Raw genomic sequence first — 25958 nt, 5'->3', positions numbered from 1 at the left:
TTAACGCTGATGAGGCTAAGTCTCCTTCACCATGAATGAGATCAGCGATCCTGAAGACACGCGCCGAAGCGCGCCGCCGGACGCGGACGCCGTGCTGGACGCCATGTCCGAGCTCGTGCTCGTGCGCGACTCGGCCGGGCGGGTGGTCGGCGTCAATCGGGCGTTTCTGGAGGCTTTCGGCGGCGAGAAGGCCGACTGGATCGGGCGCTGGTTCGCCGTCGCTCCGGCGTTCGGCGACGACGGGGCCGCAAGGCGCTATGACGCGGCCATGCGCACGCGTTCAGGTCCCGCCTGGATCGAGTGGTCGGAAACGCCCACGAGCGGGGGTGGCGCGGTGGCGGTGGGCCGCGATGTCAGCCAGGAACGCAATGCGCGCGCGGAGGAAAGCGAAGCGGCGCGCGGCAAGTCGATCTTCTTCGCCTCGGTGACCCATGAGCTGCGCACGCCGCTTTCCGGGGCCCTGGGCGCGGCGGCGCTGCTGGAGGAGACCGGGCTGAAGCCCGATCAGGCGGCCTATCTGGATGCGGTGCGCTCCAGCGCCGCCCACGCGCTTAATCTCATCGATGATATTCTCGACATCACACGGCTGGAGGCGGGGCGTCTGGATCTGCGCACCGAGCCGGTGAGCCCGCGCGCCCTGATCGAGGATGTGGCCGAAATCCTGGCGCCGCGCGCCGCCGAGAAGGGCTTGAGCCTGGCTCACGCCATCGACGCGGCGACGCCCGAACGGGTCGAGGCGGATCCCGCGCGCCTGCGCCAGGTGCTGTTTAATCTGGCCGGCAACGCCGTGAAATTCACCCAGACCGGCGGCGTGCTGATCGGCGCGGAGATGGCGGACGGGCGTCTGCGTCTCACCGTGCGCGACACCGGGCCTGGCATTTCCAAGACCGATCAGGCGAAGCTGTTTGAATATTTTGAGCGTGGCTCGGCCGAGCGCACCGCCGCGCCCGGCGCCGGAATCGGGCTGGCCATGGTGCGCCGCCTTGCCGAAGCCATGGGTGGCAGCGTCGGGGTGCGCTCCGAGCCGGGCAGAGGCGCTCTGTTCTGGTTCGAGGCGCCGCTGCCGGCCGCCGCGCCGCCGCCCGCGGCGCGCCCGCTGGCGGGCCGGATCACGCTGGCGGCCAGCGGCGACATGATCCTGCGCGACTCCCTGCGCCGTCAGTGCGCAGCGCTTGGCGCCACCAGTCTGGACGCCGCCGACCGCGAGTCTGCGCTGCGTCTTGCCGCCGGGGCGCCCGGCCCGGTCACCGTGCTGCTGGACGAGGCCTGGGCCGATATGGCCCGCGCGATCAAGGCTTCCGCGCCCGGCGCGCGCGTGCTCGCCGTGGCCCAGCCGCGCACCAAGGATCAGTTCGCGCCCGATCAGCGCCCGCCGGAATTTGACGGCTGGCTGGTGGCGCCGGTGCGCCTGGCCTCGCTGGCGCTCTACGCCGCCGGCGCCGGTATCGCCGAGCCGCCGCCCGCCGCCGGGTCGCCGCGCCTCGCCGCTCAGGGCGAGGGCGGCGCGTTCAAACCGCTTACGGGCCTGCGCGTGCTGCTGGCCGAAGACGATCCGGTCAACTCCATGATCGCCAAAACCGTTCTGGCGCGCCTGGGGGCCGAAGCGGTCCATGTGGTGGACGGTCGCGCCGCGGTGGAGGCGGCGTCCGGCGGCGGGTTTGACGCCGCGCTCCTGGATTTGCGCATGCCTGAACTCGACGGCCAGGGCGCCGCGCGCGCGATCCGGTCGCTGCCCGGAGCCCGCGCCGCCCTGCCCATCGTCGCGCTCACCGCCAACGCCACCGAGACCGACCGCGCCGAATGCCTGGCCGCGGGCATGGATGATTTCCTCACCAAGCCGCTGGATCCCGACGCGCTGGTGCGCGTCCTCATCGGCTTGTGCGGGGATCAGAACCGGGCGAACGTGGGCTGACGCGACGCAGAGAGCATTTCATGACCGAAGAGACGACAGCAGGCGGCGCCCCGCCGAGGCCTGGATGGCGAGCCGTCCTGAAAGGGCTGACAAATCCCCGTGTCGCGATCATGCTTGCGCTGGGTTTTTCGTCGGGACTGCCGTTTCTGCTGACGGGCAACACTCTTGGCGCCTGGTTGCGTGAAGAAGGTACGACGCTCACGGCGATCGGGTTTATCGGCTGGGTCGGCTTCGCCTATTCGTTCAAATTTCTCTGGGCTCCGATTCTCGACCGTGCACGCCTTCCCGGGATCGGCCGCCTGGGCAAGCGCCGAAGCTGGATCCTGATCGCCCAGATTTTTGTCGCCGCCGGGCTTATCGGGATGGTGTTCGCCGGACCGCAGGCCGGGCTTGTCACGTTCGGCGCGCTGGCGCTGGTGGTGGCCTTTGCGTCCGCCACCCAGGATATCGCTGTCGACGCCTGGCGGATCGAGGCTGCGCATAGCGACGAAGAGCTGGCGCTGCTATCGGCCGGCTACCAGCTCGGCTATCGCGCGTCTCTGCTGATAACCAACGCGCTTATCTTCATTGTGGCCGCAAATGTCGGCTGGGAACTTAGCTACACCGCCATGGCTGCGCTCATGCTGGTCGGCATGGCCGCTGCGCTTATGGCCTCTGAACCAGATCCTCAGACCAGCGCCGTTGCGCAGGCGGCCGGCGTCCCGATGGTTGAAGCCCCTCTGTGGACGCCTCGCGGCCTTTATGAGGCGATCATCGGTCCGTTCGCAGCGTTTCTTCAAACCCACGGGGGCAAGGCGGTTCTGCTCCTCGCTGCAGTCAGCCTTTACCGAATGCCCGACTTTGTCATGGGTCCCATGATCAACCCGTTCTATCTGGATCTGGGCATCACCCGTGAAGAGATCGGCGGCGTGCGTGCGACCGTGGGTCTGATAGCCACCTCTATCGGCGTGGCGGCCGGTGGTCTGGCGGCGTTTCGTCTCGGGTTCACACGGACTCTCATCATCGGTGCGTTTCTCGCTCCCGCTTCAAACCTTGGATATACCGTCATGGCGGCGACAGGCGGCGGGCTGACCAATTTCGCGGTCGCGTTGTTTGTGGAAAACCTGTCCGAGGGATTTGCGGGCACCGCGCTGATCGCGTGGATGTCGAGCCTTACCAGTTTCGGCTACGCCGCCACGCAGTATGCGCTGTTGTCTTCGTTTTACACGCTTCTGGGCAAATTCCTGAAAGGGTTCTCCGGCGTCGCCGTTGAGACCATGGGACAGGCCATCGGGCTCATACCCGCCTATGGAGCCTTTTTCGCTTTGACTGCAGCGATCGGGATTCCGTCTGTCCTGGTCTCAATCTGGGCGGCGCGGGCGCACGGCGACGCGCGCGAAGCCAAAGGTTTGAGTCGATAGGTCCCGCAGTAACCTTCGTCATCATCGCCATGCGCTGGCGCAGAGCGCGGGTCATGGCGAAACACGAACCGCAGAACCGCTAGTCCTCGTCCGCCTCCCCGTTCGCCCCCGACAGATCGTGGGCGGCCAGGGCGGCGAGGGTCAGAATGTCGGCGACGCCGGCGCCCAGGCGCGCAATCTGCACCGGCTTTTCAAGGCCCAGCAGCATCGGTCCGAGAACGGTGGCTCCGCCCGCCGCGCCCATGAGCTTGGTGGCGATGGAGGCGGAGTGGATCGCCGGCATGATCAGCACGTTCGCCGGGCCGGACAGGCGCGAGAACGGGTAGAGCCGGCGGTGATCGGGATCCAGCGCCACATCGGCGTTCATCTCGCCTTCGTATTCAAAATCGGTCTCGCGCGCGTCCAGCGCCGCCACCGCTTCCTGGATCGCGTCGGCCCGGTCGCCGGACGGATTGCCGAAGGTGGAGTAGGACAGGAAGGCCACGCGCGGATCGACGCCGAAGCGCCGGGCCGCCGCCGCCGTCTCGCAGGCCATGTCGGCCAGCGCGATGGGCGAGGGAAATTCTGTGACGTTGGTGTCGGCGATGAACAGGGTGTGGCCCTGGGAGAGCACCAGGCTCATGCCCATCACTCGCTCATTGGGCTTGGGGTCCAGCGCCAGCTGCACGTCGCCCAGCGCCTGGGCGTAGTTGCGCGTGGTGCCGGTGACCATGCCGTGGGCGTTGCCTGTGGCCACCATGCACGCGGCGAAGACGTTGCGGTCATTATTGACCAGGCGCTGCACGTCGCGGCGCAGATAGCCCTGCCGCTGCAGGCGTTCATAGAGGAAATCGCCATAGTCGGCGTTGTTGTCGGACAGCCGTGCATTGACGATTTCGATGGCGTCCTGGGGAACGCCCAGAAGGCGCATGTTCGCCTGCACGGTTTCTTCGCGGCCAATGAGGATGGCGCGTCCCAGATCCTGATTCTGGAAGGCGTGGGCGGCGCGGATGACGGCCGGCTCCTCGCCCTCGGCGAAGACGATGGTCTTGCGCGGGGCCGAGCGGACCTCGTCCTGAATCGCCTGCAGGATCGCCGCGGTGGGATCAAGCCGGCGGGCCAGCGCCGCCTTGTAGCTCTCCATGTCGGCGATGGGCCGGCGCGCCACGCCGCTCTCCATGGCGGCCTGCGCCACATAGGGCGGCACATGGCTGATCAGGCGCGGATCGAACGGCGCCGGGATGATGTAGTCTCGCCCGAAGCTCGGCCGGGCTCCATGATAGGCGGCGGCCACCTCGTCGGGCACGTCCTCGCGCGCCAGCTCGGCCAGGGCGCGGGCGGCGGCGATCTTCATCTCTTCATTGATGGTGCGCGCACGCACGTCCAGCGCGCCGCGGAAGATATAGGGAAAGCCCAGGACATTGTTGACCTGGTTTGGATAGTCGGACCGGCCCGTGGCCATGATGGCGTCCGAGCGCGCCTCGGCGACTTCTTCCGGGGTGATCTCCGGATCGGGATTGGCCATGGCGAAGATGATTGGGTCGGCGGCCATGGATTTCACCATGGATTTGGTGACTGCGCCCTTCACCGACAGGCCGATGAAACAGTCGGCGCCGTCCAGCGCCTCGTCCAGCGTGCGCGCCGGCGTGTCGGCGGCGTGGGCGGACTTCCACTGGTTCATGCCTTCGGCGCGGTCCTTGTAGATGACGCCCTTGGTGTCGCACAGGATCGCATTGTCATGGGCGACGCCCATGGCTTTCAGAAGCTCCAGCACCGCGATGCCCGCCGCGCCGGCGCCGTTCACCACGACTTTCAGATTCTTGATGTCGCGCCCGGTGAGCTCGCAGGCGTTGATGATTCCCGCCGCCGAGATGATCGCCGTGCCGTGCTGGTCGTCATGGAAGACCGGCACGTCCAGGGCTTCGCGCAGGCGCTCTTCGATGATGAAGCAATCGGGACCCTTGATGTCCTCCAGATTGATTCCGCCGAAGCTGGCGCCGAAACGGCGCACGCACTCATAGAAGGCGTCGGGGTCTCTCTCGTCGACCTCGATGTCGATGGCGTCCACGTCAGCAAAGCGCTTGAACAATACCGCCTTGCCTTCCATCACCGGCTTGGACGCCATGGCCCCGAGATCGCCCAGGCCCAGGATCGCGGTGCCGTTGGAGATCACCGCCACCATGTTTCCCTTGGACGTGTAATCGTAGGCGAGGTCTGGATCGGCTGCGATCGCCTTCACCGGGGCGGCGACGCCCGGGCTGTAGGCGAGCGAGAGATCGCGCTGCGTCGCCATGGGCTTGGTGGCCCGCATGGCGAGTTTTCCGGGCTCGGGATAGCGGTGGAAGTTCAGCGCCTCTTCATCATCGACACGGGGCGGGCGGCGATCGGTCATGCGTGAGGCGTCCTGTGAGCAAGGCGTTTGGCGGGACGTCCAACCTAACGCTCTGGACGCCTTTGACAATGCGGTGCTTGCGCCGGGATCGGCGGGATCAGGAGCGATGCAGGCCGGTCCTGCGCCCGGGGTTCGGTCGGGGCGGGGAGGCGTCACCTGCGCCCAGCTGTTGAAAACCGGCTCTCCGGGCCGTTCTCGCGACACTGACGGCGCAAGAGCCCGCTTGCGGATCGGCCTTGCCCGGCTAGGCTCTCGCCATGACTCGTCCCGCCGATCCCGACACGCTTCATCAGCGCGCCTTTCCGACACCGGACGGGGCGACGCCGATGATGGTGCAGTTTCTCGAGCTTCGCGCCGAGGCGCCGCTGGACGCGCTGCTGTTCTACCGCATGGGCGATTTTTACGAGCTGTTCTTTGACGACGCGGTGCGCGCCGCCGAAGCGCTGGACATCGCGCTGACCAGGCGCGGCGAGCATCAGGGCGAACCGATTCCCATGTGCGGCGTGCCGGTCCACCACGCCCAGACCTATCTGTCGCGCCTGATCAAGGCCGGCTTCAAGGTGGCGGTGGGCGAGCAGATGGAGGACCCGGCCGAGGCGAAGAAGCGCGGCGCCAAATCGGTGGTGCGCCGGGCCATCACCCGCATCGTCACGCCGGGCACGCTCACCGAGGACGATCTGCTGGAAGCGCGATCAGCCAACCGGATCGCCGCTCTCGCCCGTCTCGCCACCGGAGAGACCGCGCTCGCCTGGGCGGATGTCTCCGACGGGACCTTCCAGTCCACGCCCGCCTCGCCCGAGGCGCTGGAGGCCGAGCTTGCGGCGCTGGGCCCCAGCGAATTGCTGTGCCTGGACGACGAGGCCAAGACCGCCGAGGCGCTGGCGCCCATGGCGGTTGTGACGCCGCGCGCGCGCGCCAAGTTCGACGCCAATTCCGCCGAGCGGCGGCTGAAAGCGCGCTTCAACGTGCAGAGCCTTGAAGCGTTCGGCGAGTTCTCCCGCGCCGAGATCTCGGCGCTGGGGTGCTTGCTGGATTATCTCGAGCTGTCCCAGGCCGGCGCTCCGGCGCGCCTGACCCCGCCCAGGAGCCAGCCGGCGGGCGCGGCCATGGCCATTGATCCCTCGGCGCGCGCCAGCCTTGAAATCGAGCGCACCTTGCAGGGTCAGCGCAAGGGCTCGCTTATCGATGCGGTGGACCGCACGCTCACCGCGCCGGGCGCGCGCCTGCTCGCTGAACGCCTGGCACGCCCGAGCATGGATCTCAAGGAAATCAACGCCCGCCTCGACGCGGCGCAGTATTTTCTCGACGACCGGGCGGTGCGCACCGGCGTGTGCGAGCGGCTGAAAGCCGCCGGTGATCCGGCGCGCTGCCTCACACGGCTGCTTCTGGGCCGCGGCGGACCGCGCGATCTGGCTCAGCTTGCGCGCGCCCTGAAAGAAGGCGAGCGCCTGATCGCGGGGTTTTCCAGGGAGCGCCTGAACCCGCCGCCGCCGGCGGTGGATGCGTGCCTTGATGCTTTGTCGCTGTCGGCGCGGCCTGATCTTGCGGGCCTGGTGGAGGACGTGGCGCGAGCGCTGGGCGACGAGCCGCCGCTGCTGGCGCGCGATGGCGGGTTCGTCGCGCCGGGCTGGTCGGCGCCGCTGGATGAGGCGCGCAAGCTGCGCGATGAAAGCCGGCGCGTGGTGGCTGGCCTTCAAAACACCTACGCCGATCAAAGCGGAATCGCCTCGCTGAAAGTCAAACACAACAATGTGTTGGGCTATTTCATCGAGGTCAGCGCCAAGAACGCCGACGCGCTCATGGGCGCCGAGCCTTTCATCCACCGCCAGACCATGGCCAACGCGGTGCGCTTCTCAACGCCGGAGTTGGGGGAGCTGGAGGCGAAGATCGCCCAGGCCGGCGAGCGCGCGCTCGCCATGGAGCTGGAGATCTTTGAAGGTTTCCGCACACGGATCGAAGGCCTCGACGCCGCGATCCGGGCGGCGGCGCAGGCGCTGGCCCATCTCGACGTCGCGGCGGCCACGGCTGAATGGGCGGCTGAGCACGGCGCCTGCCGGCCGGTGGTGGACGACACGCTGGGCTTTGAGGTCGAGCAGGCCCGCCACCCGGTGGTGGAGCGGGCGCTGAAGCGCTCCGGCAAAGGGCGTTTCACCCCCAATTCCTGCACGCTGGACGGGGCGGGGACGTCCGGCGACCGGCTGATGCTTGTGACGGGTCCGAACATGGCGGGCAAATCGACCTTCCTGCGCCAGAACGCCCTCATGGCGCTGATGGCCCAGGCGGGGCTCTACTGCCCGGCGAAATCGGTGCGGATCGGGCTTGTGGACCACCTGTTCAGCCGCGTCGGGGCGGCGGACGATCTGGCGCGCGGGCGCTCCACCTTCATGGCGGAAATGATCGAGACCGCCGCCATCCTCAATCAGGCGGGTCCGCGCGCCCTGGTGATCCTCGATGAAATCGGGCGCGGCACGGCCACGTTCGACGGGCTCTCCATCGCCTGGGCGGCGGTGGAGCATCTTCATGCGGTCAACAAGTCCCGCGCGCTCTTCGCCACCCATTATCACGAGCTGACCCGGCTGGTGGATGAGCTGGACGGGGCTGGAAACCTGTCGCTGAAGGCCAAGGAGTGGAAGGGCGATCTGGTCTTCCTGCACGAGGTGCAGAAAGGCCCCGCCGATCGCTCCTACGGCGTTGAGGTCGCCAAGCGCGCCGGTCTCCCGGCGGCCGCCGTGGCGCGCGCGACCGAAATTCTGGGCCGGCTGGAAGCCGATGGAGCGCCCGCCGCGGCGCTGGCCGATCTGCCGCTCTTCTCGGCCAGACCGCCCGAGCCCGTCGCCAAGCCCAGCGCCGTCGAGACGCGCCTTAAAACCATCGACGTGGATAATCTCTCCCCCCGCGAAGCGCTGGACCTGATCTATGCGCTCAAAGGGATGGTGTAGCGGCGCTCTTGTCCTCCCCCATCAAGGGGAGGGACAGCGGCTATTGCTCCCAACCTCCCTCATCCTGAGGAGTCTTTTTCGTAGAAGAAGCCTTTAAAGGACGCTAAGCGCTCAATCCTGCGGGATCCTTCGAGGCTCGCCCTTGCGGGCTCGCACCTCAGGATGAGGGGCGATAGAACGCCGTCCATCCGTCCGCCCGCTTACGGACAACCCGCCGCTACCGCCGATGCTTATCCCGGATCGCCTGCATGTGGGTCATGGCGCGGGGTTTGCCCTTGCCGCCGCAGAATTTGTATTCCTGCGTGCCTTCGCTCACCACCACGTCGGTGTCCAGAAGCGCGGTGGTGGCGTAGGTGAAGCCGGCGGGCAGTTTCTTGTAGATCTGGGTGAAGTCCCTGGCCGCCGTGGCGTCGTGCAGGGCCTTGATGGAGTCGATGACGAAATAGGTGTCCTGAAAATCGCTGATGACATAGTCGGTGCGCATCACCCGCTCGGGCACCATCTTGATGCGGTGGGGGCTGTCGGAGTAGAGCGAGAAAAGGGTCTCGTCCGGGCTTGAGAGGATGCCGGCGCCGTAGACGCGCAGCTCGCCCTCTTCCTCGATCAGGCCGAATTCCACCGTGTACCAGTAGATCGCGCCGAAATTTTTCAGCCGGTTGAACTCGATGGCGCGCCGTCCGCCGGCGCCGTAGGCCTGAATGTAGTCGGCGAAGAACGGATCCATGAGCATGGGCACATGGCCGAACACGTCGTGGAAGATGTCCGGCTCCTGCAGGTAGAAGAGATCGTCTTCAACGGCCGTGTATTCGATCTCTTCGGGCGCGCGGCCCGTGTTGGCCTCGCGCACCTTTGCGGTCTTCGGCTTGCCGCCGCGGATAAAGGCGCCGGCGGGAAAGCGGCGGTTTTCCAGATGCCAGAAGAACACATTGTCGGGGATCAGCTCGGGCACGGGGATCACCGTCCAGCCGGTGGCCGGCTCCAGGATCGCGTTGATATCCGCAAAATCCGGAACGCCGTCCTTGAACAGGTGCTCGAGCTTTTCAAACCCTTTCATGAAGTCCGTGCAGGCGCGGCCGGGCAGCATCTTGCGCTGGTTTTCAAACAGGATGCGCCAGCGGCCGTGCTCTGCGCTTGTGTACTCAGGCTGCCGCTTCAGCCGCCAGCCTTTGGGCTCGAAGTCTTCATCGGCCAGGCGATACCCTTCCGGGCGGATCGCATAGCGATGCAGCGCGCCGCCCGGCCCGGTGAGGCCTTCGCCGGCCTCTTGGCTGAGCGGATCGAAATAGGCCTTCCCCATGTCGGGGATGGCGGTTTCAATGGGGCTGGCGTCGTCGGGCATGGCGGCCTCCTGCGCGTGAGGGCGGCGGATTGTCGGCTGCGAGATGTATCGCCTAGTGTGCCCAAAGACCAACGCGACATAAAGCGATTGGCTGCGCGACAGCCCGGGAGCATGCCATGACGAGCGCCTTCACCTTCACCACCGTGCCGAAAATCCTGTTCGAGCCCGGCGCCGCCGCCGATCTGGCCAAGACCGCCGCGCCGGCGCTGAACGGCGCCAAGCGGGTGCTGTTCGTGACGGATGCCGGCGTGAAGAGCGCAGGCCTGGCCGACGGCGCATTGGCGGGGCTTAAAGACGCCGGGCTCGCCGTCCATGTCTATGACAAGGTGGTCGCCGATCCGCCCGAAAGCGTCATTCATGAGGCGGTGAAGGAGGCGCGTGAGTTCGGCGCGCAGGCCGTGATCGGGTTTGGCGGCGGCAGCCCCATGGACACCGCCAAGGTGGTCGCAGTGCTTCTGTCCGGCGAGCAGGATCTGGCGTCCATGTACGGCGTGCAGCAGGTGCGCGCCAGCCGTCCGCCGCTGATCCTTCTGCCCACTACATCGGGCACGGGCAGCGAGGTGACGAATGTCGCGGTGCTCACCACCGGCGCCACCAGCAAACGTGGGATCGCGGCTGATCCTTTGTATGCGGACATGGCGATTCTCGATCCGGACCTGACCCTTGGCCTGCCGCGCCACCCAACCGCCTATACCGGCATCGACGCCATGGTTCACGCCATCGAGGCCTTCACCAATCGCCGCGCCAAGAACCCGGTCTCCGACGCGCTGGCCCTGGCGGCGCTAAAAAAGCTCCACGGATCGATCCTGAGGGCCTGCGAGGATGGATCGGACGCCGAGGCGAGGGGCGACATGCTGCTGGGGGCGATGCTGGCCGGTCAGGCCTTCTCCAACAGTCCCTGCGCGGGCGTGCACGCCATGGCCTATCCGCTGGGCGGGATGTTCCATGTGCCCCACGGGCTTTCCAACGCCGTCGTCCTGCCGCCGGTGCTGCGGTTCAACGCGCCGGAGGCTGAAACTCTGTATGCGGAGATTTCCGCCCATCTGGGTCTGAAGCCCGGCTCTTCCGGCCTGATCGCCGAGATGGACCGCATCGCCGAAGCCGTCGGCATCGAGCGCCGCTTGAGCGAGCTGGGGATCAGCCACAATGACGTGCCGGCCATGGCCGAGGACGTGGCCGCAAACGACCGTCTCCTGCCCAACAATCCGCGCGAGATGACCTATGACGCCATCGTGGCGATGTATGAGGAAATATTGTGATGCACCCGCTTGCCTTCGCACGGCAGGACGCCGCCAGCGCGATAACGTTACGCACCGAGCCCGGGGGGCGCGACGATCGCATCGTGCAGTTGGCGCTGGAGCGCATGTGCGTGAGGGTCGGACTGGCGCTGGCCGACGCGCAGAAGCTCCAACCGGACCTGAAGGACCGTGTCCTGTCCCTGCCGCTCTTCCTCGATATGAAGGCATGGCTGTCGCGGCGGACACGCGCGTCCCGCACGGAAGACATCGCGCCCGCGCTCGACGAATTTCCCGCCCTGGTCGCCACGCTGGACGCGGTCCTCCAGGACACCCCATGACCGACCGCCCGCGCGCCACCCGCGCCGACTTCTCCACGTTTGAATCCATCGAGACGCGCTGGGCGGATAACGACGCCTACGGCCACGTGAACAACGTGGTCTATTACGGATTCTTCGACACGGCGGTGAACCGGCGTCTGGCCAAGGCGGGGCTTCTGGACATCGAGCACGGCGAGACCATCGGCCTCGTGGTGGAGACCGGCTGCCGCTATCACGCGCCGGCGGCGTTTCCTGAAGCCCTGGAGGCCGGGGTGAGGGTGGCGCGCCTTGGGACCAGCTCAGTGCGCTACGAGCTCGCGATCTTCAGGGCGGGCGAGGATCAGGCGGTGGCCGAAGGCTTCTTCGTCCATGTCTATGTGGACCGGCGGACCCGCCGCCCGAAACCGCTGGATGCGCGCTGGCGCGAGACGCTTGAGGGCTGGGTTAGCTGAAACGCAGCACCGCCATCATCGCCAGCGCCGACACCGCGATCGCCAGAGCGACGAGGCTGAGCACGTTGGCGTTTGTCCGGGTGAGGGCCAAAGCGTCGGTGTCGCGCCCCGGCGCGCGCGCCGGCTTCGGTTTCGGCCGATCGAGCGCATGGGCGATCTCGCGCAGGGCGGCGCGGGGATGGTCGAAGCCTGCGCCGGCCCGGGTGAGGCGTTGCAATTCCCGCCAGGGTCTGTCGCCCTGGTCGCCGTGACCTGGATGGGCCTGCACCGCCAGGACGGCGAGCCGGCGGGCGGCCCGGCGCACCGGCTCGCGTCGGACGGCGCGTATCTCCAGCGTCGGCAGGATGAGCAGCAGACCGATGATCATGGGCAGAACGGCGGACGCGGCCGTGTTGCGCCAGCCCTCCAGATCAAGGGCTGCGCTGACCCAGATGGACGCCGCCGCGCCGATCACGGCGGTCACCACATAGCCCTCGCCCCGCAGCAGAAACAGCCAGCGCAGGGTCTGCGCCTCGGCGGCGATCGCGTCGACCAGGGCGGGGTCCGCCCCGGCGCTTTCAAGCCGGTTCAGCTCCTTCGGCTTCAGGCCTCGCTCGAACATCGCCGCCTCCCTTGAGGGCGTATATGCCGCAACCGGGCGCGTCCCGCAACGCCGCGCCCTTGGCCCGCGGCCCGGCGCGCGGTATCGAGAAGCCATGCGCCAGATCGAACGCCCCGCCCTGCTGATCCTCGCCGCCGTGCTCGCCTTTGGTCTGCTGGGCGCCGCAATCGTGCTGTGGGGCCTCCGGTGAACGAGGCGCCCGCTCCGCAGCCCGGCCCGGAGCCGACCCCGGAGCCGACCCCGGCGCAGGCCCTGCGCGAGGCGGTGGAGGCCGGCCGGCTGCAGCCCGATGAAGGCCAGGCCGAAGCGGCGGAACGCCTGACGCGTCTGAGCCAGGAGATCCAGCGCTGGAAGGGCGGCAAGTCCGGCCTGTTCGGCCGCAAACGCGAAACGCCGCGCGGGCTTTATCTTTACGGCGGGGTGGGAACGGGCAAGTCGCTGATGATGGACATGTTCTTCGACGCCGCGCCCATTGAGGCCAAGCGCCGGGTTCACTTCCACCAGTTTCTCCATGAGCTGCAGGCCCGCCTCACCAAAGAGCGACAGCGCAAGGACCGCGATCCTGCGCCCAAAGTCGCCAAGGCCATTGCGAAGGAGACCCGGCTTCTCTGCTTTGACGAGCTGCAGGTCACCGATGTGGGCGACGCCATGATCCTGGGCCGCTTGTTTGAAAACCTCTTTGCTGAAGGCGTTGTCATGGTGGCGACCTCCAACCGTCATCCCACCGAGCTCTACAAGAACGGGCTCAACCGTCAGCTTTTCGAGCCCTTCATCGATCTGATGGTCGACACGCTGGATGTGATGAAGCTGGATTCCGGGCGCGATTACCGGCTGGAGCGGCTGGAAAGCGCGCCGGTGTATCACGCGCCGCTGGGGCCGGACGCCAGGCGCTCCATGGACGAGACGTTCGCGCGGCTGACCCTGGGCGCGAAGGCGCATTCCTGCGACCTCGCCGTTCAGGGCCGCACGCTGCACATCCCGCGCGAGGCCGCCGGCGTGGCGCGCCTCACCTTTGAAGCGCTGTGCGCCCGGCCGCTGGGGGCTGCGGATTACTTCGCGCTGGCGCAGACCTTTCACACGGTGATGATCGACGAGACGCCGCTGCTCACCACCGACAAGCGCGACCAGGCCAAGCGCTTCGCCACCCTGATCGATCAGCTCTACGAGATGAAGACCAAGCTGGTGATGAGCGCGGCGGCCGAACCGGACGCCCTCTATCCGGAGGGCGATTACGCCTTCGAGTTCCAGCGCACGGTGTCGCGCCTCATGGAAATGCGCAGCCACGAGTATCTGGCGGCGGAGCGAAAGAGCGACGCGGCGGGCGAGGACTGAGCGCGCCTGTCCGCCTGTTCGCCAGCGGGGGAATTGCGCTCCGCCTCGCACGGCGCTAGACCACGCGCAGGATATTGCGCACGCGAAGGCGCGCGCCCCCACCTGACTTGGAAGAGGTTTCCCATGGCTCGCAAGAAGATCGCCCTCATCGGCGCCGGCATGATCGGCGGAACGCTGGCTCACATCTGCGCCCGCGAGGAGCTGGGCGACGTGGTCCTGATGGATCTCGCCGAGGGCACCGCCAAGGGCAAGGCGCTGGATATGTGCGAAGCCAGCCCGGTGTTCGGCAAGGACAGCCACCTCACCGGCGGCTCGGTGAACGATTATGCGCCCATCGCCGGGGCCGATGTGTGCATCGTCACCGCCGGCGTGCCCCGCAAGCCGGGCATGAGCCGCGATGACCTCCTGGAGATCAATCTGAAGGTCATGAAGGCCGTGGGCGAGGGCATCGCCAAGCACGCGCCGGACGCCTTCGTGATCTGCATCACCAATCCGCTGGACGCCATGGTCTGGGCGCTGCGCGAGTTTTCCGGCCTGCCGCCCCAGAAGGTCGTCGGCATGGCCGGCGTTCTGGACTCCGCGCGCTTCCGCTGGTTCCTGGCCGAAGAGTTCGGCGTCTCGGTGGAAGACGTCACGGCCTTTGTGATGGGCGGCCACGGCGACACCATGGTGCCGCTGACGCGCTATTCCACCGTGGCCGGGATTCCGGTGCCCGACATGGTCAAGATGGGCTGGACCACCGACGCCAAGATCGACGCCATCGTGGACCGCACCCGCAAGGGCGGCGGCGAGATCGTCCAGCTTCTGGGCAATGGCTCGGCCTTCTACGCGCCGGCGGAAAGCGCCGTGGCCATGGCGAAATCCTACCTGCTGGACAAGAAACGCGTCCTGCCGGCCGCCGCCAACCTCACCGGCCAGTACGGGCTCGACGGGATTTATGTGGGCGTGCCCATCGTGATCGGCGCCGGCGGCTGCGAGAAGATCGTCGAAATCGATCTCAACGCCGACGAGCAGGCCATGTTCACCCATTCGGTGGACGCGGTGAAAGAGCTCGTCGCCACCTGCAAGACGCTTGATCCCAGCCTCGCCTAGGGTCCGACCGCCGCGGTGAAAACCAGAGCCCCCGGACCGAGCCCGGTCCGGGGGTTTTTCTTTATGCGCGCCTCGTCCAGCATGACGCGGCTCAACCTTCAAAAGGAGCCTTTTCATGGCCCTCAACATCGCTGTTCTTGGCGCCACCGGAGCGGTCGGCGCTGAAATGCTCACCATCCTGGCCGAGCGCCTGTTCCCGGCTGACACCGTTCACGCGCTCGCCACCCGCAAATCCATGGGGCGCGAGCTGTCCTATGGCGACCGGACGCTCAAAGTTAAGGACGTCGACACGTTCGATTTTTCCTCCGTCGATCTGGTCCTCATGAGCGCGGGCGGGGACGTATCGAAGGAGTGGGCGCCGAAAATCGCCAAGGCCGGCGCGCTGGTGATCGACAATTCCAGCGCCTGGCGCATGGACCCGGACGTGCCCCTGGTGGTGCCGGAGGTGAATGTCGACCAGGTGAGCAAGCGCCCGAAGAAGAACATCATCGCCAACCCCAATTGCTCCACCATCCAGACCGTCGTGGCGCTCAGCCCCATTCATGAGCGCGCCGGCATCGTGCGGGCGAGCTGCGCCACCTATCAATCGGTCTCCGGCGCCGGCAAGGAGGCCATGGACGAGCTTTGGACCCAGACCCGCGGCATCTTCGTCAATGACGAGGTCACCCCAGAACACTTCCCCAAGCAGATCGCCTTCAACGTCATCCCGAAAATCGACGTCTTCCTGGAGGACGGCTCCACCAAGGAAGAGTGGAAGATGATGATGGAGACCAAGAAGATCCTGGATCCCAGGATCAAGCTCTTCGCCACGTGCGCGCGGGTGCCGGTCTTCGTGGGCCACTGCGTCGCCGCCCATCTCGAGCTGGAGCGCGAATTGAGCGCCGAGGACGCCCGCAATCTCTTGCGCGAAAGCCCCGGTCTCATGGTCATAGACCGCGCCGACGAGGACGAGCCCCAGTTCATCACCCCGGTGGAGAGCGTGGGCGAATTCGCCACCTTCGTCAGCCGCATTCGCAACGACCCCACCGTGGAGAACGGGCTGGCCATGTGGATCGTCTCCGACAATCTGCGCAAGGGCGCGGCCCTTAACGCGGTGCAGATCGCGGAAGCCTGCGTCAATGCGGGGTGGCTTAAAGGCCGCTAGACGAGCGCTAACCAAGGCGCGGCGGCGCGCCTAGCGCGCGCCGCCGCGCTCGGTCAGCCAGACCCAGAAGCTTAACACCACGGCGGTGGCCGAGATGATCGTCATGATCGTACCGGGCACGAAATTGGCGTAGCCGGCCAGATCCACGAAAACGAGATAGCCCACGTCCAGCAAGCCCCCGATCATGCCGGTGACCCAGATTGCGGTGAAATTTTTTCGCCAGATGAACACCGCACCAAGAATCGTCGCAGCGCCGCCCCAGGCCAGATTCCAGGCGTGCTGGTTGAGCACCCCGCCCACCGCGGCGGGATAGTCCAGCGCCAGCGTTTCAGGATCGACCCCGTCGGCGATCGCCTGGAAGCCGGATGTGGTGTCGCCGCCGAGGATCAGGATCCCGGCCAGCATGTGCACCAGCCCCCAGATGATCCAGAGGATCGTGGCGGCTTTCAATGCGAGGGCTTTGGTGGGAGACATGGGCTGATCCTTGCGTTTTTAGCGAAGCGTCGCGCAACCGTCCGCAATGAGGTTGATAGAGTCAACTAAAATGAGGCCCGATGCCTGACCGACACGAGCTCGCCTATCTGGTGGACCGCTTCATGCGCCGCATGGAGGCGGGGGTGCACACGCGCGCCCTCAAGTTTGACGAGGAGCGCGTGGGGCCGTTCGGGGGCATGGTGCTCATGGCGGTCGCCGACGCGCAGCCCGTGTCGATCCACGCCCTGACGCACCAGCTCGCCCGCGACAAGGCCCAGATGACGCGCACCATCCAGCGCCTGGAGGTGAAGGGCTTTGTAAACCGCGAAGCCAGCCCCGAGGACGGACGCGTGAGCATTTTGCGCCTGTCGGAGAAGGGCGAGGCGCTGGTCACGACCATCAAGGCCAATGTGGCCGAGGTGCTGGATGATCTCCTGGCGCCGCTCTCGGCCAGCGAACGCGCCGCTTTCCAGGCCATGCTCAAGCGCGTCTGAACGCCGGGCGGTCGCGCACGCCAAAACCGCCCGCCGCACATCGTGCGCGAGGTGATGAGTGTGGCGAGGGCGGCGCGGGAGGATCCAGGCCGTTTCTCTTTRTGTWTTTGGAGGCCGGATACGACCCCCGCGCCGCTGAGGTGATTTTTCGGTCAGCGGGACTCAACGGAACCTCCCCGTCTACCCGTAACCCGCCGCTTTGCGGACCGGTGCGTTAGCCGGAACTCACTCGGGACACCCCGTCATTCCCGCCCGAACAGGACGCTCCGGAGCGGCCTCGCCTGCGAGATGACGGGGGTGATTATGGGGGAGGCGAGAGTGGGGNCGGATAAGTTCTACGCTGTCATCCCGGCCAAGCCCGCCCCGCGGGCGCAGAGCCGGGACCTCAAGCCGTTGAAACCCGGAAGCTTCATCTGCAATGTGTGAGGTCCCGGCTCTGCGCGCTGACGCGCTCCGGCCGGGATGACAGCGGCGGATAAAGCACCGGCGAGGCCGCACTGGGTCCCCGCTTTCGCGGGGATGACGAAAGGGGGGCGGTCTGGNAGAGCCGTTGAAGCTGGATGCMGCCCGAACCGACATCGCCGGTTCCCGGTTTCATCCCCGGCGCAAAGCCGGGGGGAAGACCGGGATCTGCGGCGCATGGAAGCGAAACGCAAAGCCAGCCTGGCCGCCTGCACAGCGCCAGACCCAAAAAGCGCGGTAGATCCCGGTTCCGCCCCCGGCGTAAAGCCGGGGATCGGACCGGGAACCGGCTCGCTCATGCGCTTGAAGGCGTGCGAGCGGTGAGGCCGCTCCAGGTCCCCGCTTTCGCGTGGATGACGACGGATGAGGGTCGCGAGACCGGCGCTTAATCGAGCGCCTTCACCACTTGCTCTGTCATCTTCTTGGCGTCGCCCAACAGCATCATCGTGTTGTCGCGGAAGAAGAGCGGGTTTTCGATTCCCGCATAGCCCGACGCCAGCGAGCGCTTGATGAAGAAGACGGTTTTCGCCTTCCACACCTGCAGCACCGGCATGCCGTAGATCGGGCTTGAAGGATCGTCCTCGGCGGCCGGATTGGTGACGTCGTTGGCGCCGATGACGAAGGCCACGTCGGCGGTGGAGAACTCGCTATTGATGTCCTCCAGCTCGAACACCTCGTCATAGGGCACCTGGGCTTCGGCCAGCAGGACGTTCATGTGGCCCGGCATGCGGCCGGCGACCGGGTGGATGGCGTAGGACACGTCGACGCCCTCTTCCTTGAGCATCGCCGCCATTTCCTTCAGGGCGTGCTGGGCCTGGGCCACCGCCATGCCGTAGCCGGGCACGATGATGACCTTGCCGGCGTTCTTCATGATGAAGGCGGCGTCTTCCGCCGAGCCCTGCTTCACGGTGCGGTCGATATCGGCGGCCGCCGAAGCGCCGCCGCTTTCGCCGCCGAAGCCGCCCAGCAGCACCGAGATGAAGGAGCGGTTCATCCCCTTGCACATGATGTAGGAGAGGATCGCGCCGGAAGAGCCCACCAGCGCGCCGGTGATCAGAAGCGCGGTGTTCTCCAGCGTGAAGCCCAGCGCCGCCGCCGCCCAGCCGGAATAGGAGTTCAGCATGGACACCACGACGGGCATGTCGGCGCCGCCGATGGGGATGATCAGCAGCACGCCGAGCACTAGGGCGATGACGGTGATGATCCAGAAGGCGGTCTTGTTGTCGCCGCCGCTGGCGGTGAGGAAGGCGATGAAGACGAAGACCGCGATCCCGAGCGCCAGGTTCAGCCAGTGCTGGCCTTTGAACACGATGGGCGCGCCGCTCATCATGCCCTGCAGCTTCATGAAGGCGATGACCGAGCCGGAAAACGTGATCGCGCCAATGGCCACGCCCAGCGCCAGCTCCACCAGGGAGAGCGCCTTGAGCCCGCCTGACGGCGCGGAGATGTTGAAGGCGCCTGGCTCGTACAGCGCCGCCGCGGCCACCAGGACCGCGCACAGGCCCACCAGCGAGTGGAAGGCCGCCACGAGCTGGGGCATCGCCGTCATGGGGATGCGCTTGGCGATCACCGCGCCGCCGCCGCCGCCGATGGCCACCGCGCCGGCGATGAGCAGCCAGCCCAGCCCGTCCAACTCAATCATCAAAAGCGTGGTGATGACCGCCACGGCCATGCCGGCCATGCCGAGATAATTGCCCTGGCGCGCGGTTTCAGGATTGGACAGCCCGCGCAGGGCCATGATGAACAGGATCCCGGACACGAGATATAGCAGGGCGGCGATATCGACGGACATGAGACTCCAGCTCCAGGCGAGGGATCAAGCGGCGAGGGGTGACGAAAGGGTCAGGACTTCAGGACTCAGACGAGGCCGGCTTGGCCGGCCTTTCCTTCTTCTTGTACATGGCGAGCATGCGCTGGGTGACCATGAAGCCCCCGAATATGTTCACGCTGGCCAGGAGGACCGCCATGGCGCCGGCGCCCTTGCTGAACAGGCCCGCATCGGTGGTGGCCGCAGCGCCCGCGCCGATCAGCGCGCCGACGATGATCACCGAAGAGATCGCGTTGGTGACGCTCATCAGCGGCGTGTGCAGCGCCGGGGTCACCGACCACACCACGTAATAGCCCACGAAGATCGCGAGCACGAAGATCGCGACGCGGAAAATGAAAGGGTCGACGGTGGCGGCGACTTCCATGGCGGGGCCTCTCTGGCGGCTTATTCGGCGGCCTGCGCGCTCTGGGGCGCGAAGGCGTCGGTGTCGGGTTCGGACGTGGAATTGATCACGATGCACGCCGACAACATGGCGATGGCGGCGACGGCGATGGCGAATTGCGCGATACGCTTTTTCATGGGCGTCAGGCTTTCTCGAAGCTGGCGTGGACGACCTCGCCGTCGCGGGTCAGCGCCATGCCCTTGATGATGTCGTCATCCCAGTGCGGGGCGAGCTTGCCGTCCTCGCCCATGAGAAGCGGGGCGAGATTGACCAGGTTCTTGGACAAAAGCTGGCTGGCGTCAGCCGGCAGGCGGCCGGGCAGATTGGTGTAGCCGGCGATGGTCACGCCCTTGTGGACGATCACCTTGTCGGCTTCAGTCAGTTCGCAATTGCCGCCATTGGCCGCGGCGATGTCGATGATCACGCTGCCCGGCTTCATCGCCTCCACCATGGCCTTGTCGATGAGGCGCGGGGCGGGGCGGCCGGGGATCAGGGCGGTGGTGATCACCACGTCCTGCTTTGCGATATGGGTGGTGATCAGCTCGGCCTGCTTGGCCTTGTAGGCGTCGCTCATTTCCTTGGCGTAGCCGCCCGCTGTTTCGGCGGCCTTGAACTCTTCATCCTCCACCGCGACGAATTTCGCGCCGAGGCTGGCGACCTGCTCCTTGGAGGCGGGGCGCACGTCGGTGGCGCTGACCACCGCGCCCAGGCGCCGGGCCGTGGCGATGGCCTGCAGGCCCGCCACGCCGGCGCCCATCACGAAGGCCTTGGCCGCGGCGATGGTGCCGGCGGCCGTCATCATCATGGGAAAGGCGCGCCCGTAAAGCTCGGCCGCCTCGATCACGGAGCGGTAGCCGGCCAGGTTCGACTGGCTGGAGAGCGCGTCCATGGACTGGGCGCGGGTGATGCGCGGCGTGAATTCCATGGCGAAGGCGTTGACCTTGGCCGCGGCGCACGCCTTGGCGAATTCAAGATCGCCGTGGGGCTCCAGGAGCCCGATGACAGCCGCGCCGTCTTTCAGCTTTTCAAGGGTGGCCTGGTCGGGCCGGCGCACGCAGAACAATGTGTCCGCGCTTTTCAGCGCTGCGGCGCGCGTGGCCAGCGTGGCGCCGGCGTCTTCATAGGCGGCGTCGGAAAAGTTGGCGCCTGCTCCGGCCTTTTTCTCAACCGTCACCTCAGCGCCGGCCTTGATCAGCGCTTTTACGGTGTCAGGTGTGGCCGCGACCCGGTTTTCTCCGGCGCGGGTTTCGGCGAGGACGGCGATAAGCATCAGTCGATCAGCCCCAAACGTGCGATGTCATACGATCCGAACATGGCCGAAACGACGGCGAAGGCAAAGGGGTAATCGGGATGAAGCGCTGGGAAACAGTCAAAAGACTGATAAAAAACGCGCCTCAGCCCATGAGGGAGGTGAGGAATCCAGCGATAACGGTGATCACCACCAGCACGCCCAGGCTTGTCCAGTAGAGCACGCCCTGCTTGGTGAAGACGCCGCCGATCCCGCCGATCACTCCGGTGAGGATCAGGGAGCCGAACCAGCCGCTTCCGGCGGCGAAAACCAGAGTGAGATAAATCACCACCAGGGCGAGCAGCAGCGAGGCGTAAACCGATACGCGCATGACCGAATCAAAGGTCTTCTTGTGCTCGGAAATATCCATCTGACCGCGGGTGTATTCGTCAGCCATGTCGCCCTCGACTGTCTTCAAATGTGAACGTGAAGCGGCCCTTATCACGCAGGCCCCGCCCCGCCAAGACGCCAGCGCTGCGGCGAATCGCGCTTTCAGCGCGCCCTCAGCGCGCCCAGGCCTCGATCAAGGCGTCGATCGCCGCCACCGTGGCCAGCGGCTCGTCCAGCACCAGATGGTGGCGGGCGTTGGACACCGTGACGAAGGGCGAATCGACAAACACCGACTTCATATAGTCCCAGGTCTCCGCCTGCATCAGCGAGGAGTGCTCGCCGCGCACGAAGGCCAGCGGGCATTTGAGATCGGCGAAAGCCTGCTCGGGATCGCGGCGCTCATAGGTGAGCTTGGCCCAGATCCCCGGATCAAACCACCAGGTCCAGCCGCCGGCTTCAGCTTTCAGCGAGCCGCGCGCGATATGATCGACCAGCCAGACAGTGTCGCAGGGTTGTTCGGGCAGCAGGCGGAACCGCGCGAGCGCCGAAGCCAGATCGTCATAGATCCTGCCGCCGCGCTTGGGCGGGGCGCCTTCGCGCTGCTTCTCCGGTTTGCGGATCGGGCTGTCGAGAATGATCGCCGCTTTCAGCCGGTCGCCGAAGCTTGTGGCGGCTTTCAGCGTGACGAAGCCGCCAAAGCTGTGCCCGGCGAAAATCGGCGCGCCCGCCTGGCAGGCGCCGGCGTCCTCGGCGGCGGCCATGGCCGCTTCGCCATGGCTTTCCAGCGTGTAGGTCTCGCGCCAGCTTGATTCGCCCATGCCTGGAAGGTCGGGCGCCACCACGCGGCGGCCCTGGCGGGCCAGGAAGGGACCCAAGCCGTCCCACCAGCCCTTGTGGGCGGTGCCGCCATGGATCAGCACCAGACCTGGCGCCCCGCGCTCCCCCCACGCCTTCCAGACGATCTCGCCGCCCTCGAACGGCGTGCGGCCGAACTCGACGGAATCGTTCTGGGCGTCTGCAAACCAGGCGGGCGCAGCGAGCGGTTCGCCGTTCAATTCGGCGAGCGGCGGGGGAAGACGGTCGGGTTTGGGCTCTGGGCGGGCGGGCTTGGTCATGGGGCTCAAATCTCTTGAGTAACAACCCGCCCTTAGTGCCCGCTCATGGTGCGGCGCGTCAAATGGCCGGCGCGGCGCATCCGGCGCGAAGCCCGCCTTCAGCGCGAATTATCAAGGTTGTGCATTGTATTTACTTCGTGTCAGAGTGCGCTTCTTCTTTTTCTGGAGACAAGCCATGGGTCCCAAACAGGTCAACAACCGCATGCGCATCTACTTCCGGAACGCGTTCAAGAATGGAGCGCCGTGGGCGGACATTGAAGATCAGGTCGTCGCCGAGCGTGTTCAGGGCGACATCAATACCCTCAAGGACGTTCTCGAGGCGATCCTTTTCAAGGCGAGCAATACGCCGCCGAAACTCGATTTCAGCGGGTTCGACCTTCAAAAGGTGTTGACCGCGCTCAAGGACCAGAAGCTCAAGGACGCGCAGTACACGTTCGCGAGCTATTGCGTCGTTCACTTTTCTAGGCGGAGCGGATCATGAGCCTTCCTGCGGTCGCTCTTGTCGTCGCGCTCGCCGTTTTGGATGACGAGCCGCCGCTCGCGGTGTTGAGCAATTCACAGTGCCATGAGAGCCAGCCCGCCTCGTTCGAGACGCTTGTTCAGGCCTGGATGAAAGCGAGCAGGATCGAGTCGTCCTATCTGCTGCTCGGCGGTTCGCCGCAGATGGTCCCCGGCGCCTTGGAGCGATGCGTCAGACCAGACATTCTGGAAGCCGCCACCGGCGAAAGCTGGAATGTTTGCAGTCGTTTCCTCGCCGTGGAGTCGCTCGCTGACGCTCTGGTTTCAAATCCTGTCCAGATCGGCCCGGATGGTGAACGGCGTCGCCTGGTCTCCATCACCGGGCGTCGGTTCGAAGACGCCATGACCCTGTTCAGCCATCCTGAGGATTTCGAGATCCGGTGCGAGGCTCCCGACGAAACATCCGATGAGCCCGATGATGACGATGCTCCTGCCTGGACAGGCCAATGGCGCGTCGGGCTGGACGCCGACGCGCTGGCCCAGGCCAGCCGCGCCACGCGTAAATTCGCCACCCTCGCCTTCACCGACAATCGCGAGACCAATATCGAAGTCATGCAGATCGACGCGGCGCTGGGCCGGGCATGGACCCATTCCAGCCGGGCTCTCGGCGTTCTGGCGTATGGCGCGGTGAACCGCACCGAGTCCGACGATGCTGCTGCGGATGAAGACAATCTGGTCACCTTTGGCGGGCGTGTGACCTATTTGCGTGACCGGTCCAGGATCGGCGTGGCGGACGGCCGGGTGCGCCACGACACGCGGTTTGCGCTGGACCTGTCCTATCTCACCGATGACGAGCTCCGGGCTGAGGGCTTTCGGACGCGGGCGATCCTGTCGCCGGGTCTGGATCTGCCCGGGTATCGCTTCTACACCCCGCTCCAGAACGGCTCGCCGGCGGAGTTCGCCTGGACCCTGGACTTGAGCGTCCTCGATTATCTCGAAATCGACGAGCTGGGCGAGGCGTTCGCGGCCTCGGCGGTCGACACCTCGCGCTACGGGGCCGATTTCAACATCTTCTTGCGTCCAGCAATGACGCTGGCGATCGGCGTGCCGACATTCTCGCTGGGTTACGGCGTCCGCGAACCGTACCGGGGCGATGAACCGCATCTGTCCATGTTCACCGCCTCCCTCGACCTGTCGCCGTCCAAGACCAGTCCGTTCAGCGTCGGGATCTCCTATTATGACGGCGAAGAGTACGACACTCTAAAGACGCGCGAGGAGTGGATCATCAAGCTGGGTTACCGCTACTAGGCCCGCTAACCTCGCGTTTACCCTAACCATTTCTCACCGCGCCCTACACGTGATCTTTACAGAGCCTGTCCCATAACGGGTCGCATCAAAGGCGAGGGCGGTTTCGCCGGGCACGGAGAAAACTCCGGTCCGGCGAAGAACCAGGCCGCCCCGTAGCGACCGAAAAGGCGTGGGTGAGATGGCGAAGACCGTATTGATCGTGGATGACGATCCGACCCAGCGCCGCCTGTTGCAGGCGGTGCTGGAAAAGCAGGGGCATTTTGCGCAAGTCGCCGAGGACGGCGAGGCGGGTCTGGCGGCTGTGAAGCGCGGCGGGATCGACGTGGTCATGCTGGACATGATCATGCCGGGCATGGACGGGATTGAGACGCTGGAGGCGATCAAGGCTCGCGAGCCGGATCTTCCCGTCATCGTGCTCACCGCCCATGGCGGCATCGAGACGGTGGTGAAGGCCATGCGCGCCGGCGCGGGGGATTTCTTCGTGAAGCCCGCCAGCCCTGAACGCATCGCGGTCTCCATCCGCAATGCGCTTAAAGTCAAGGATCTCTCCGGCGAGGTCACGCGCCTGAAGAAGACCAAGTCGGGCCAGCTGGGCTTTTCCGACATGATCGCGGGCGCCCCGGCCATGCGCCAGGTGGTGCGCCTGGGCGAGCGGGCGGCGAAATCCAATATTCCGATCCTGATCCAGGGTGAAAGCGGCGTCGGCAAGGAGCTGGTCGCCCGCTCCATCGCGGCCGCTTCAGACCGCGCCGGCCGGCCTTTCGTGGCGGTGAACTGCGGCGCGATCCCGGAAAATCTGGTGGAAAGCACGCTGTTCGGCCACGAGAAAGGCGCCTTCACCGGCGCCGTGGCCAAGCATCTGGGCAAGTTCCAGGAAGCCGACGGCGGGACCCTGTTCCTGGACGAGATCGGCGAATTGCCCCTGGAGATGCAGGTGAAGCTGCTGCGCGCCCTGCAGGAGGGCGAGGTTGATCCCGTCGGCGGCAAGAAGCCGGTGAAGGTGGATGTGCGCATCGTCTCGGCCACCAACCGCGATCTCACCGAACAGGTGAAGACCGGCCGGTTCCGTGAGGACCTGTTCTACCGCCTCAATGTCTTTCCCATCGACGTGCCGAGCCTGGCCGAGCGCCGCGACGACATTCCCGCCCTGGTGCGCCATTTCATCGCCCGCTTCAACGCCCAGGAAGGCAAGAGCGTGCTGGACGCCACGTCCGAGACGATGAATCTGCTGAGCAGTCATGAATGGAAGGGCAATGTGCGCCAGCTTGAGAACGCGGTGTTTCGCGCCGTGGTCCTCTCAGACAGCGATTATCTGACCCTGGAGGACTTCCCGCAGATTTCCGGCCTCAACCCGACCCTGCGCGAGGACGCTCCCGTCGCCGCCGCGCCGGACGCCGCGCCTGCGGCGGAACCGGACGGCTATGATCGGCCGGCTGCGGCGCCCCAGGGAAGCGATACGAGCGAAGAGGACGACTTCCCGGTCGAGATTCTCGACGCCGGCGGCCATCTGCGTAGCCTTGAAAGCATCGAGCGCGATCTCATCGCCTTCGCCATCGAGACTTATTCAGGCCGCATGGCCGAGGTCGCCCGGCGCCTGGGCGTCGGCCGCTCCACGCTCTATCGCAAGGTGCGCGAATACGAGCTGGACGTGGACAATTTCCGCGAGGCCGGGTGAGGGACG

At 66.2% G+C, this 25958-nt stretch carries 23 protein-coding genes; 13 read left to right on the top strand and 10 right to left on the bottom strand.

The window, feature by feature from the left end:
- Positions 1 to 31 precede the first annotated feature (31 nt).
- Together ACWCOP_RS13105 and ACWCOP_RS13100 are read left to right on the top strand one after the other, a co-directional pair.
- Positions 32 to 1912: an ATP-binding protein gene (locus tag ACWCOP_RS13105; RefSeq protein WP_478248734.1), complete on the top strand. Its 1881-nt coding sequence runs from the start codon at positions 32 to 34 to the stop codon at positions 1910 to 1912.
- Positions 1913 to 1932: 20 nt separating this feature from the next.
- The gene (locus ACWCOP_RS13100; protein ID WP_478248733.1) at positions 1933 to 3312 is read left to right on the top strand and encodes an AmpG family muropeptide MFS transporter; all 1380 of its coding nucleotides are present in this window, start codon (positions 1933 to 1935) and stop codon (positions 3310 to 3312) included.
- Between the two features lie 79 nt (positions 3313 to 3391).
- On the opposite strand, the gene ACWCOP_RS13095 is transcribed toward ACWCOP_RS13100, so the two are convergent.
- Positions 3392 to 5683, bottom strand: a complete 2292-nt coding sequence (locus ACWCOP_RS13095; RefSeq protein WP_478248732.1) for an NADP-dependent malic enzyme — start codon at positions 5681 to 5683, stop codon at positions 3392 to 3394.
- Between the two features lie 257 nt (positions 5684 to 5940).
- Between ACWCOP_RS13095 and mutS the strand changes: the two genes are divergently transcribed.
- The gene (gene mutS, locus ACWCOP_RS13090) at positions 5941 to 8622 is read left to right on the top strand and encodes a DNA mismatch repair protein MutS (protein WP_478248731.1); all 2682 of its coding nucleotides are present in this window, start codon (positions 5941 to 5943) and stop codon (positions 8620 to 8622) included.
- A 217-nt stretch (positions 8623 to 8839) separates the two neighbouring features.
- On the opposite strand, the gene ACWCOP_RS13085 is transcribed toward mutS, so the two are convergent.
- Positions 8840 to 9961 (bottom strand): phenylalanine 4-monooxygenase, encoded by a 1122-nt coding sequence (locus tag ACWCOP_RS13085; RefSeq protein WP_478248730.1) that lies wholly within the window; start codon positions 9959 to 9961, stop codon positions 8840 to 8842.
- Between the two features lie 116 nt (positions 9962 to 10077).
- Between ACWCOP_RS13085 and ACWCOP_RS13080 the strand changes: the two genes are divergently transcribed.
- Genes ACWCOP_RS13080 through ACWCOP_RS13070 form a run of 3 tightly spaced genes read left to right on the top strand, consistent with a single transcriptional unit; the run spans position 10078 to position 11968 of the window.
- Entirely contained in the window at positions 10078 to 11220 is a 1143-nt protein-coding gene (locus tag ACWCOP_RS13080; protein WP_478248729.1) for an iron-containing alcohol dehydrogenase, read from the top strand.
- Positions 11220 to 11537: a hypothetical protein gene (locus ACWCOP_RS13075; protein WP_478248728.1), complete on the top strand. Its 318-nt coding sequence runs from the start codon at positions 11220 to 11222 to the stop codon at positions 11535 to 11537. Before ACWCOP_RS13080 ends, ACWCOP_RS13075 begins: the two co-directional genes overlap by 1 nt.
- Positions 11534 to 11968, top strand: a complete 435-nt coding sequence (locus ACWCOP_RS13070) for an acyl-CoA thioesterase (RefSeq protein WP_478248727.1) — start codon at positions 11534 to 11536, stop codon at positions 11966 to 11968. The genes ACWCOP_RS13075 and ACWCOP_RS13070 overlap by 4 nt, the downstream gene beginning before the upstream one ends.
- On the opposite strand, the gene ACWCOP_RS13065 is transcribed toward ACWCOP_RS13070, so the two are convergent.
- On the bottom strand, positions 11961 to 12569 hold the full coding sequence (locus ACWCOP_RS13065; protein WP_478248726.1) for a hypothetical protein: 609 nt from the start codon (positions 12567 to 12569) through the stop codon (positions 11961 to 11963). The genes ACWCOP_RS13070 and ACWCOP_RS13065 overlap by 8 nt on opposite strands.
- A 186-nt stretch (positions 12570 to 12755) precedes the next feature.
- Here ACWCOP_RS13065 and zapE point away from each other — a divergent pair, with 186 nt between their 5' ends.
- The 3 genes from zapE (at position 12756) to ACWCOP_RS13050 (ending at position 16137) form a co-directional block, all read left to right on the top strand.
- The gene (zapE, locus tag ACWCOP_RS13060) at positions 12756 to 13901 is read left to right on the top strand and encodes a cell division protein ZapE (RefSeq protein WP_478248725.1); all 1146 of its coding nucleotides are present in this window, start codon (positions 12756 to 12758) and stop codon (positions 13899 to 13901) included.
- Between the two features lie 123 nt (positions 13902 to 14024).
- Entirely contained in the window at positions 14025 to 14993 is a 969-nt protein-coding gene (gene mdh, locus ACWCOP_RS13055) for a malate dehydrogenase (RefSeq protein ID WP_478248724.1), read from the top strand.
- Positions 14994 to 15108: 115 nt separating this feature from the next.
- Positions 15109 to 16137, top strand: a complete 1029-nt coding sequence (locus tag ACWCOP_RS13050; RefSeq protein ID WP_478248723.1) for an aspartate-semialdehyde dehydrogenase — start codon at positions 15109 to 15111, stop codon at positions 16135 to 16137.
- Positions 16138 to 16167: 30 nt separating this feature from the next.
- On the opposite strand, the gene ACWCOP_RS13045 is transcribed toward ACWCOP_RS13050, so the two are convergent.
- Positions 16168 to 16611 (bottom strand): hypothetical protein, encoded by a 444-nt coding sequence (locus tag ACWCOP_RS13045; protein WP_478248722.1) that lies wholly within the window; start codon positions 16609 to 16611, stop codon positions 16168 to 16170.
- An 80-nt stretch (positions 16612 to 16691) separates the two neighbouring features.
- Here ACWCOP_RS13045 and ACWCOP_RS13040 point away from each other — a divergent pair, with 80 nt between their 5' ends.
- Positions 16692 to 17105 (top strand): MarR family winged helix-turn-helix transcriptional regulator, encoded by a 414-nt coding sequence (locus ACWCOP_RS13040; protein WP_478248721.1) that lies wholly within the window; start codon positions 16692 to 16694, stop codon positions 17103 to 17105.
- An 847-nt stretch (positions 17106 to 17952) separates the two neighbouring features.
- Here the strand turns inward: ACWCOP_RS13040 and ACWCOP_RS13035 are convergent.
- From ACWCOP_RS13035 to ACWCOP_RS13010, 6 genes are all read right to left on the bottom strand, one after another.
- The gene (locus ACWCOP_RS13035; protein ID WP_478248720.1) at positions 17953 to 19359 is read right to left on the bottom strand and encodes an NAD(P)(+) transhydrogenase (Re/Si-specific) subunit beta; all 1407 of its coding nucleotides are present in this window, start codon (positions 19357 to 19359) and stop codon (positions 17953 to 17955) included.
- Positions 19360 to 19417: 58 nt separating this feature from the next.
- The gene (locus ACWCOP_RS13030; RefSeq protein ID WP_478248719.1) at positions 19418 to 19759 is read right to left on the bottom strand and encodes a proton-translocating transhydrogenase family protein; all 342 of its coding nucleotides are present in this window, start codon (positions 19757 to 19759) and stop codon (positions 19418 to 19420) included.
- Between the two features lie 20 nt (positions 19760 to 19779).
- On the bottom strand, positions 19780 to 19914 hold the full coding sequence (locus tag ACWCOP_RS13025) for a hypothetical protein (protein WP_478248718.1): 135 nt from the start codon (positions 19912 to 19914) through the stop codon (positions 19780 to 19782).
- Between the two features lie 5 nt (positions 19915 to 19919).
- The gene (locus ACWCOP_RS13020; protein ID WP_478248717.1) at positions 19920 to 21047 is read right to left on the bottom strand and encodes a Re/Si-specific NAD(P)(+) transhydrogenase subunit alpha; all 1128 of its coding nucleotides are present in this window, start codon (positions 21045 to 21047) and stop codon (positions 19920 to 19922) included.
- 124 nt (positions 21048 to 21171) lie between these two features.
- Positions 21172 to 21462, bottom strand: coding sequence for an aa3-type cytochrome c oxidase subunit IV (locus ACWCOP_RS13015; RefSeq protein WP_478248716.1), 291 nt, complete (start codon positions 21460 to 21462; stop codon positions 21172 to 21174).
- A gap of 106 nt (positions 21463 to 21568) precedes the next feature.
- Complete coding sequence (locus ACWCOP_RS13010) at positions 21569 to 22510, bottom strand: alpha/beta fold hydrolase (protein WP_478248715.1); 942 nt, start codon at positions 22508 to 22510, stop codon at positions 21569 to 21571.
- A 175-nt stretch (positions 22511 to 22685) separates the two neighbouring features.
- On the opposite strand from ACWCOP_RS13010, the gene ACWCOP_RS13005 reads away from it, so the two are divergent.
- The 3 genes from ACWCOP_RS13005 (at position 22686) to ACWCOP_RS12995 (ending at position 25952) form a co-directional block, all read left to right on the top strand.
- Positions 22686 to 22991 (top strand): hypothetical protein, encoded by a 306-nt coding sequence (locus tag ACWCOP_RS13005; RefSeq protein ID WP_478248714.1) that lies wholly within the window; start codon positions 22686 to 22688, stop codon positions 22989 to 22991.
- On the top strand, positions 22988 to 24277 hold the full coding sequence (locus ACWCOP_RS13000) for a hypothetical protein (protein WP_478248713.1): 1290 nt from the start codon (positions 22988 to 22990) through the stop codon (positions 24275 to 24277). The genes ACWCOP_RS13005 and ACWCOP_RS13000 overlap by 4 nt, the downstream gene beginning before the upstream one ends.
- A gap of 178 nt (positions 24278 to 24455) precedes the next feature.
- Positions 24456 to 25952 carry a sigma-54-dependent transcriptional regulator gene (locus ACWCOP_RS12995; protein WP_478248712.1) on the top strand — a complete coding sequence of 499 codons (1497 nt, stop codon included), beginning with the start codon at positions 24456 to 24458 and terminating at the stop codon, positions 25950 to 25952.
- Positions 25953 to 25958: the final 6 nt, after the last annotated feature.

This window comes from Apolloniradiicaulis salifontis (genome assembly GCF_053756655.1).
This window is presented reverse-complemented; position numbering and strand designations above follow the sequence as displayed.

Bases quoted from the DNA above. Each gene is read 5' to 3' on its own strand.
- ACWCOP_RS13000 (WP_478248713.1), top strand. From the start codon at position 22,988: ATGAGCCTTCCTGCGGTCGCTCTTGTCGTCGCGCTCGCCGTTTTGGAT.
- ACWCOP_RS13010 (WP_478248715.1), bottom strand. From the start codon at position 22,510: ATGACCAAGCCCGCCCGCCCAGAGCCCAAACCCGACCGTCTTCCCCCG.
- ACWCOP_RS12995 (WP_478248712.1), top strand. From the start codon at position 24,456: ATGGCGAAGACCGTATTGATCGTGGATGACGATCCGACCCAGCGCCGC.
- ACWCOP_RS13100 (WP_478248733.1), top strand. From the start codon at position 1,933: ATGACCGAAGAGACGACAGCAGGCGGCGCCCCGCCGAGGCCTGGATGG.
- ACWCOP_RS13045 (WP_478248722.1), bottom strand. From the start codon at position 16,611: ATGTCTCCCACCAAAGCCCTCGCATTGAAAGCCGCCACGATCCTCTGG.
- ACWCOP_RS13035 (WP_478248720.1), bottom strand. From the start codon at position 19,359: ATGTCCGTCGATATCGCCGCCCTGCTATATCTCGTGTCCGGGATCCTG.
- ACWCOP_RS13085 (WP_478248730.1), bottom strand. From the start codon at position 9,961: ATGCCCGACGACGCCAGCCCCATTGAAACCGCCATCCCCGACATGGGG.
- ACWCOP_RS13005 (WP_478248714.1), top strand. From the start codon at position 22,686: ATGGGTCCCAAACAGGTCAACAACCGCATGCGCATCTACTTCCGGAAC.
- ACWCOP_RS13050 (WP_478248723.1), top strand. From the start codon at position 15,109: ATGGCCCTCAACATCGCTGTTCTTGGCGCCACCGGAGCGGTCGGCGCT.
- ACWCOP_RS13105 (WP_478248734.1), top strand. From the start codon at position 32: ATGAATGAGATCAGCGATCCTGAAGACACGCGCCGAAGCGCGCCGCCG.
- ACWCOP_RS13020 (WP_478248717.1), bottom strand. From the start codon at position 21,047: ATGCTTATCGCCGTCCTCGCCGAAACCCGCGCCGGAGAAAACCGGGTC.
- ACWCOP_RS13040 (WP_478248721.1), top strand. From the start codon at position 16,692: ATGCCTGACCGACACGAGCTCGCCTATCTGGTGGACCGCTTCATGCGC.
- ACWCOP_RS13065 (WP_478248726.1), bottom strand. From the start codon at position 12,569: ATGTTCGAGCGAGGCCTGAAGCCGAAGGAGCTGAACCGGCTTGAAAGC.
- ACWCOP_RS13030 (WP_478248719.1), bottom strand. From the start codon at position 19,759: ATGGAAGTCGCCGCCACCGTCGACCCTTTCATTTTCCGCGTCGCGATC.
- ACWCOP_RS13075 (WP_478248728.1), top strand. From the start codon at position 11,220: ATGCACCCGCTTGCCTTCGCACGGCAGGACGCCGCCAGCGCGATAACG.
- ACWCOP_RS13095 (WP_478248732.1), bottom strand. From the start codon at position 5,683: ATGACCGATCGCCGCCCGCCCCGTGTCGATGATGAAGAGGCGCTGAAC.
- mutS (WP_478248731.1), top strand. From the start codon at position 5,941: ATGACTCGTCCCGCCGATCCCGACACGCTTCATCAGCGCGCCTTTCCG.
- ACWCOP_RS13070 (WP_478248727.1), top strand. From the start codon at position 11,534: ATGACCGACCGCCCGCGCGCCACCCGCGCCGACTTCTCCACGTTTGAA.
- ACWCOP_RS13025 (WP_478248718.1), bottom strand. From the start codon at position 19,914: ATGAAAAAGCGTATCGCGCAATTCGCCATCGCCGTCGCCGCCATCGCC.
- ACWCOP_RS13080 (WP_478248729.1), top strand. From the start codon at position 10,078: ATGACGAGCGCCTTCACCTTCACCACCGTGCCGAAAATCCTGTTCGAG.
- ACWCOP_RS13015 (WP_478248716.1), bottom strand. From the start codon at position 21,462: ATGGCTGACGAATACACCCGCGGTCAGATGGATATTTCCGAGCACAAG.
- mdh (WP_478248724.1), top strand. From the start codon at position 14,025: ATGGCTCGCAAGAAGATCGCCCTCATCGGCGCCGGCATGATCGGCGGA.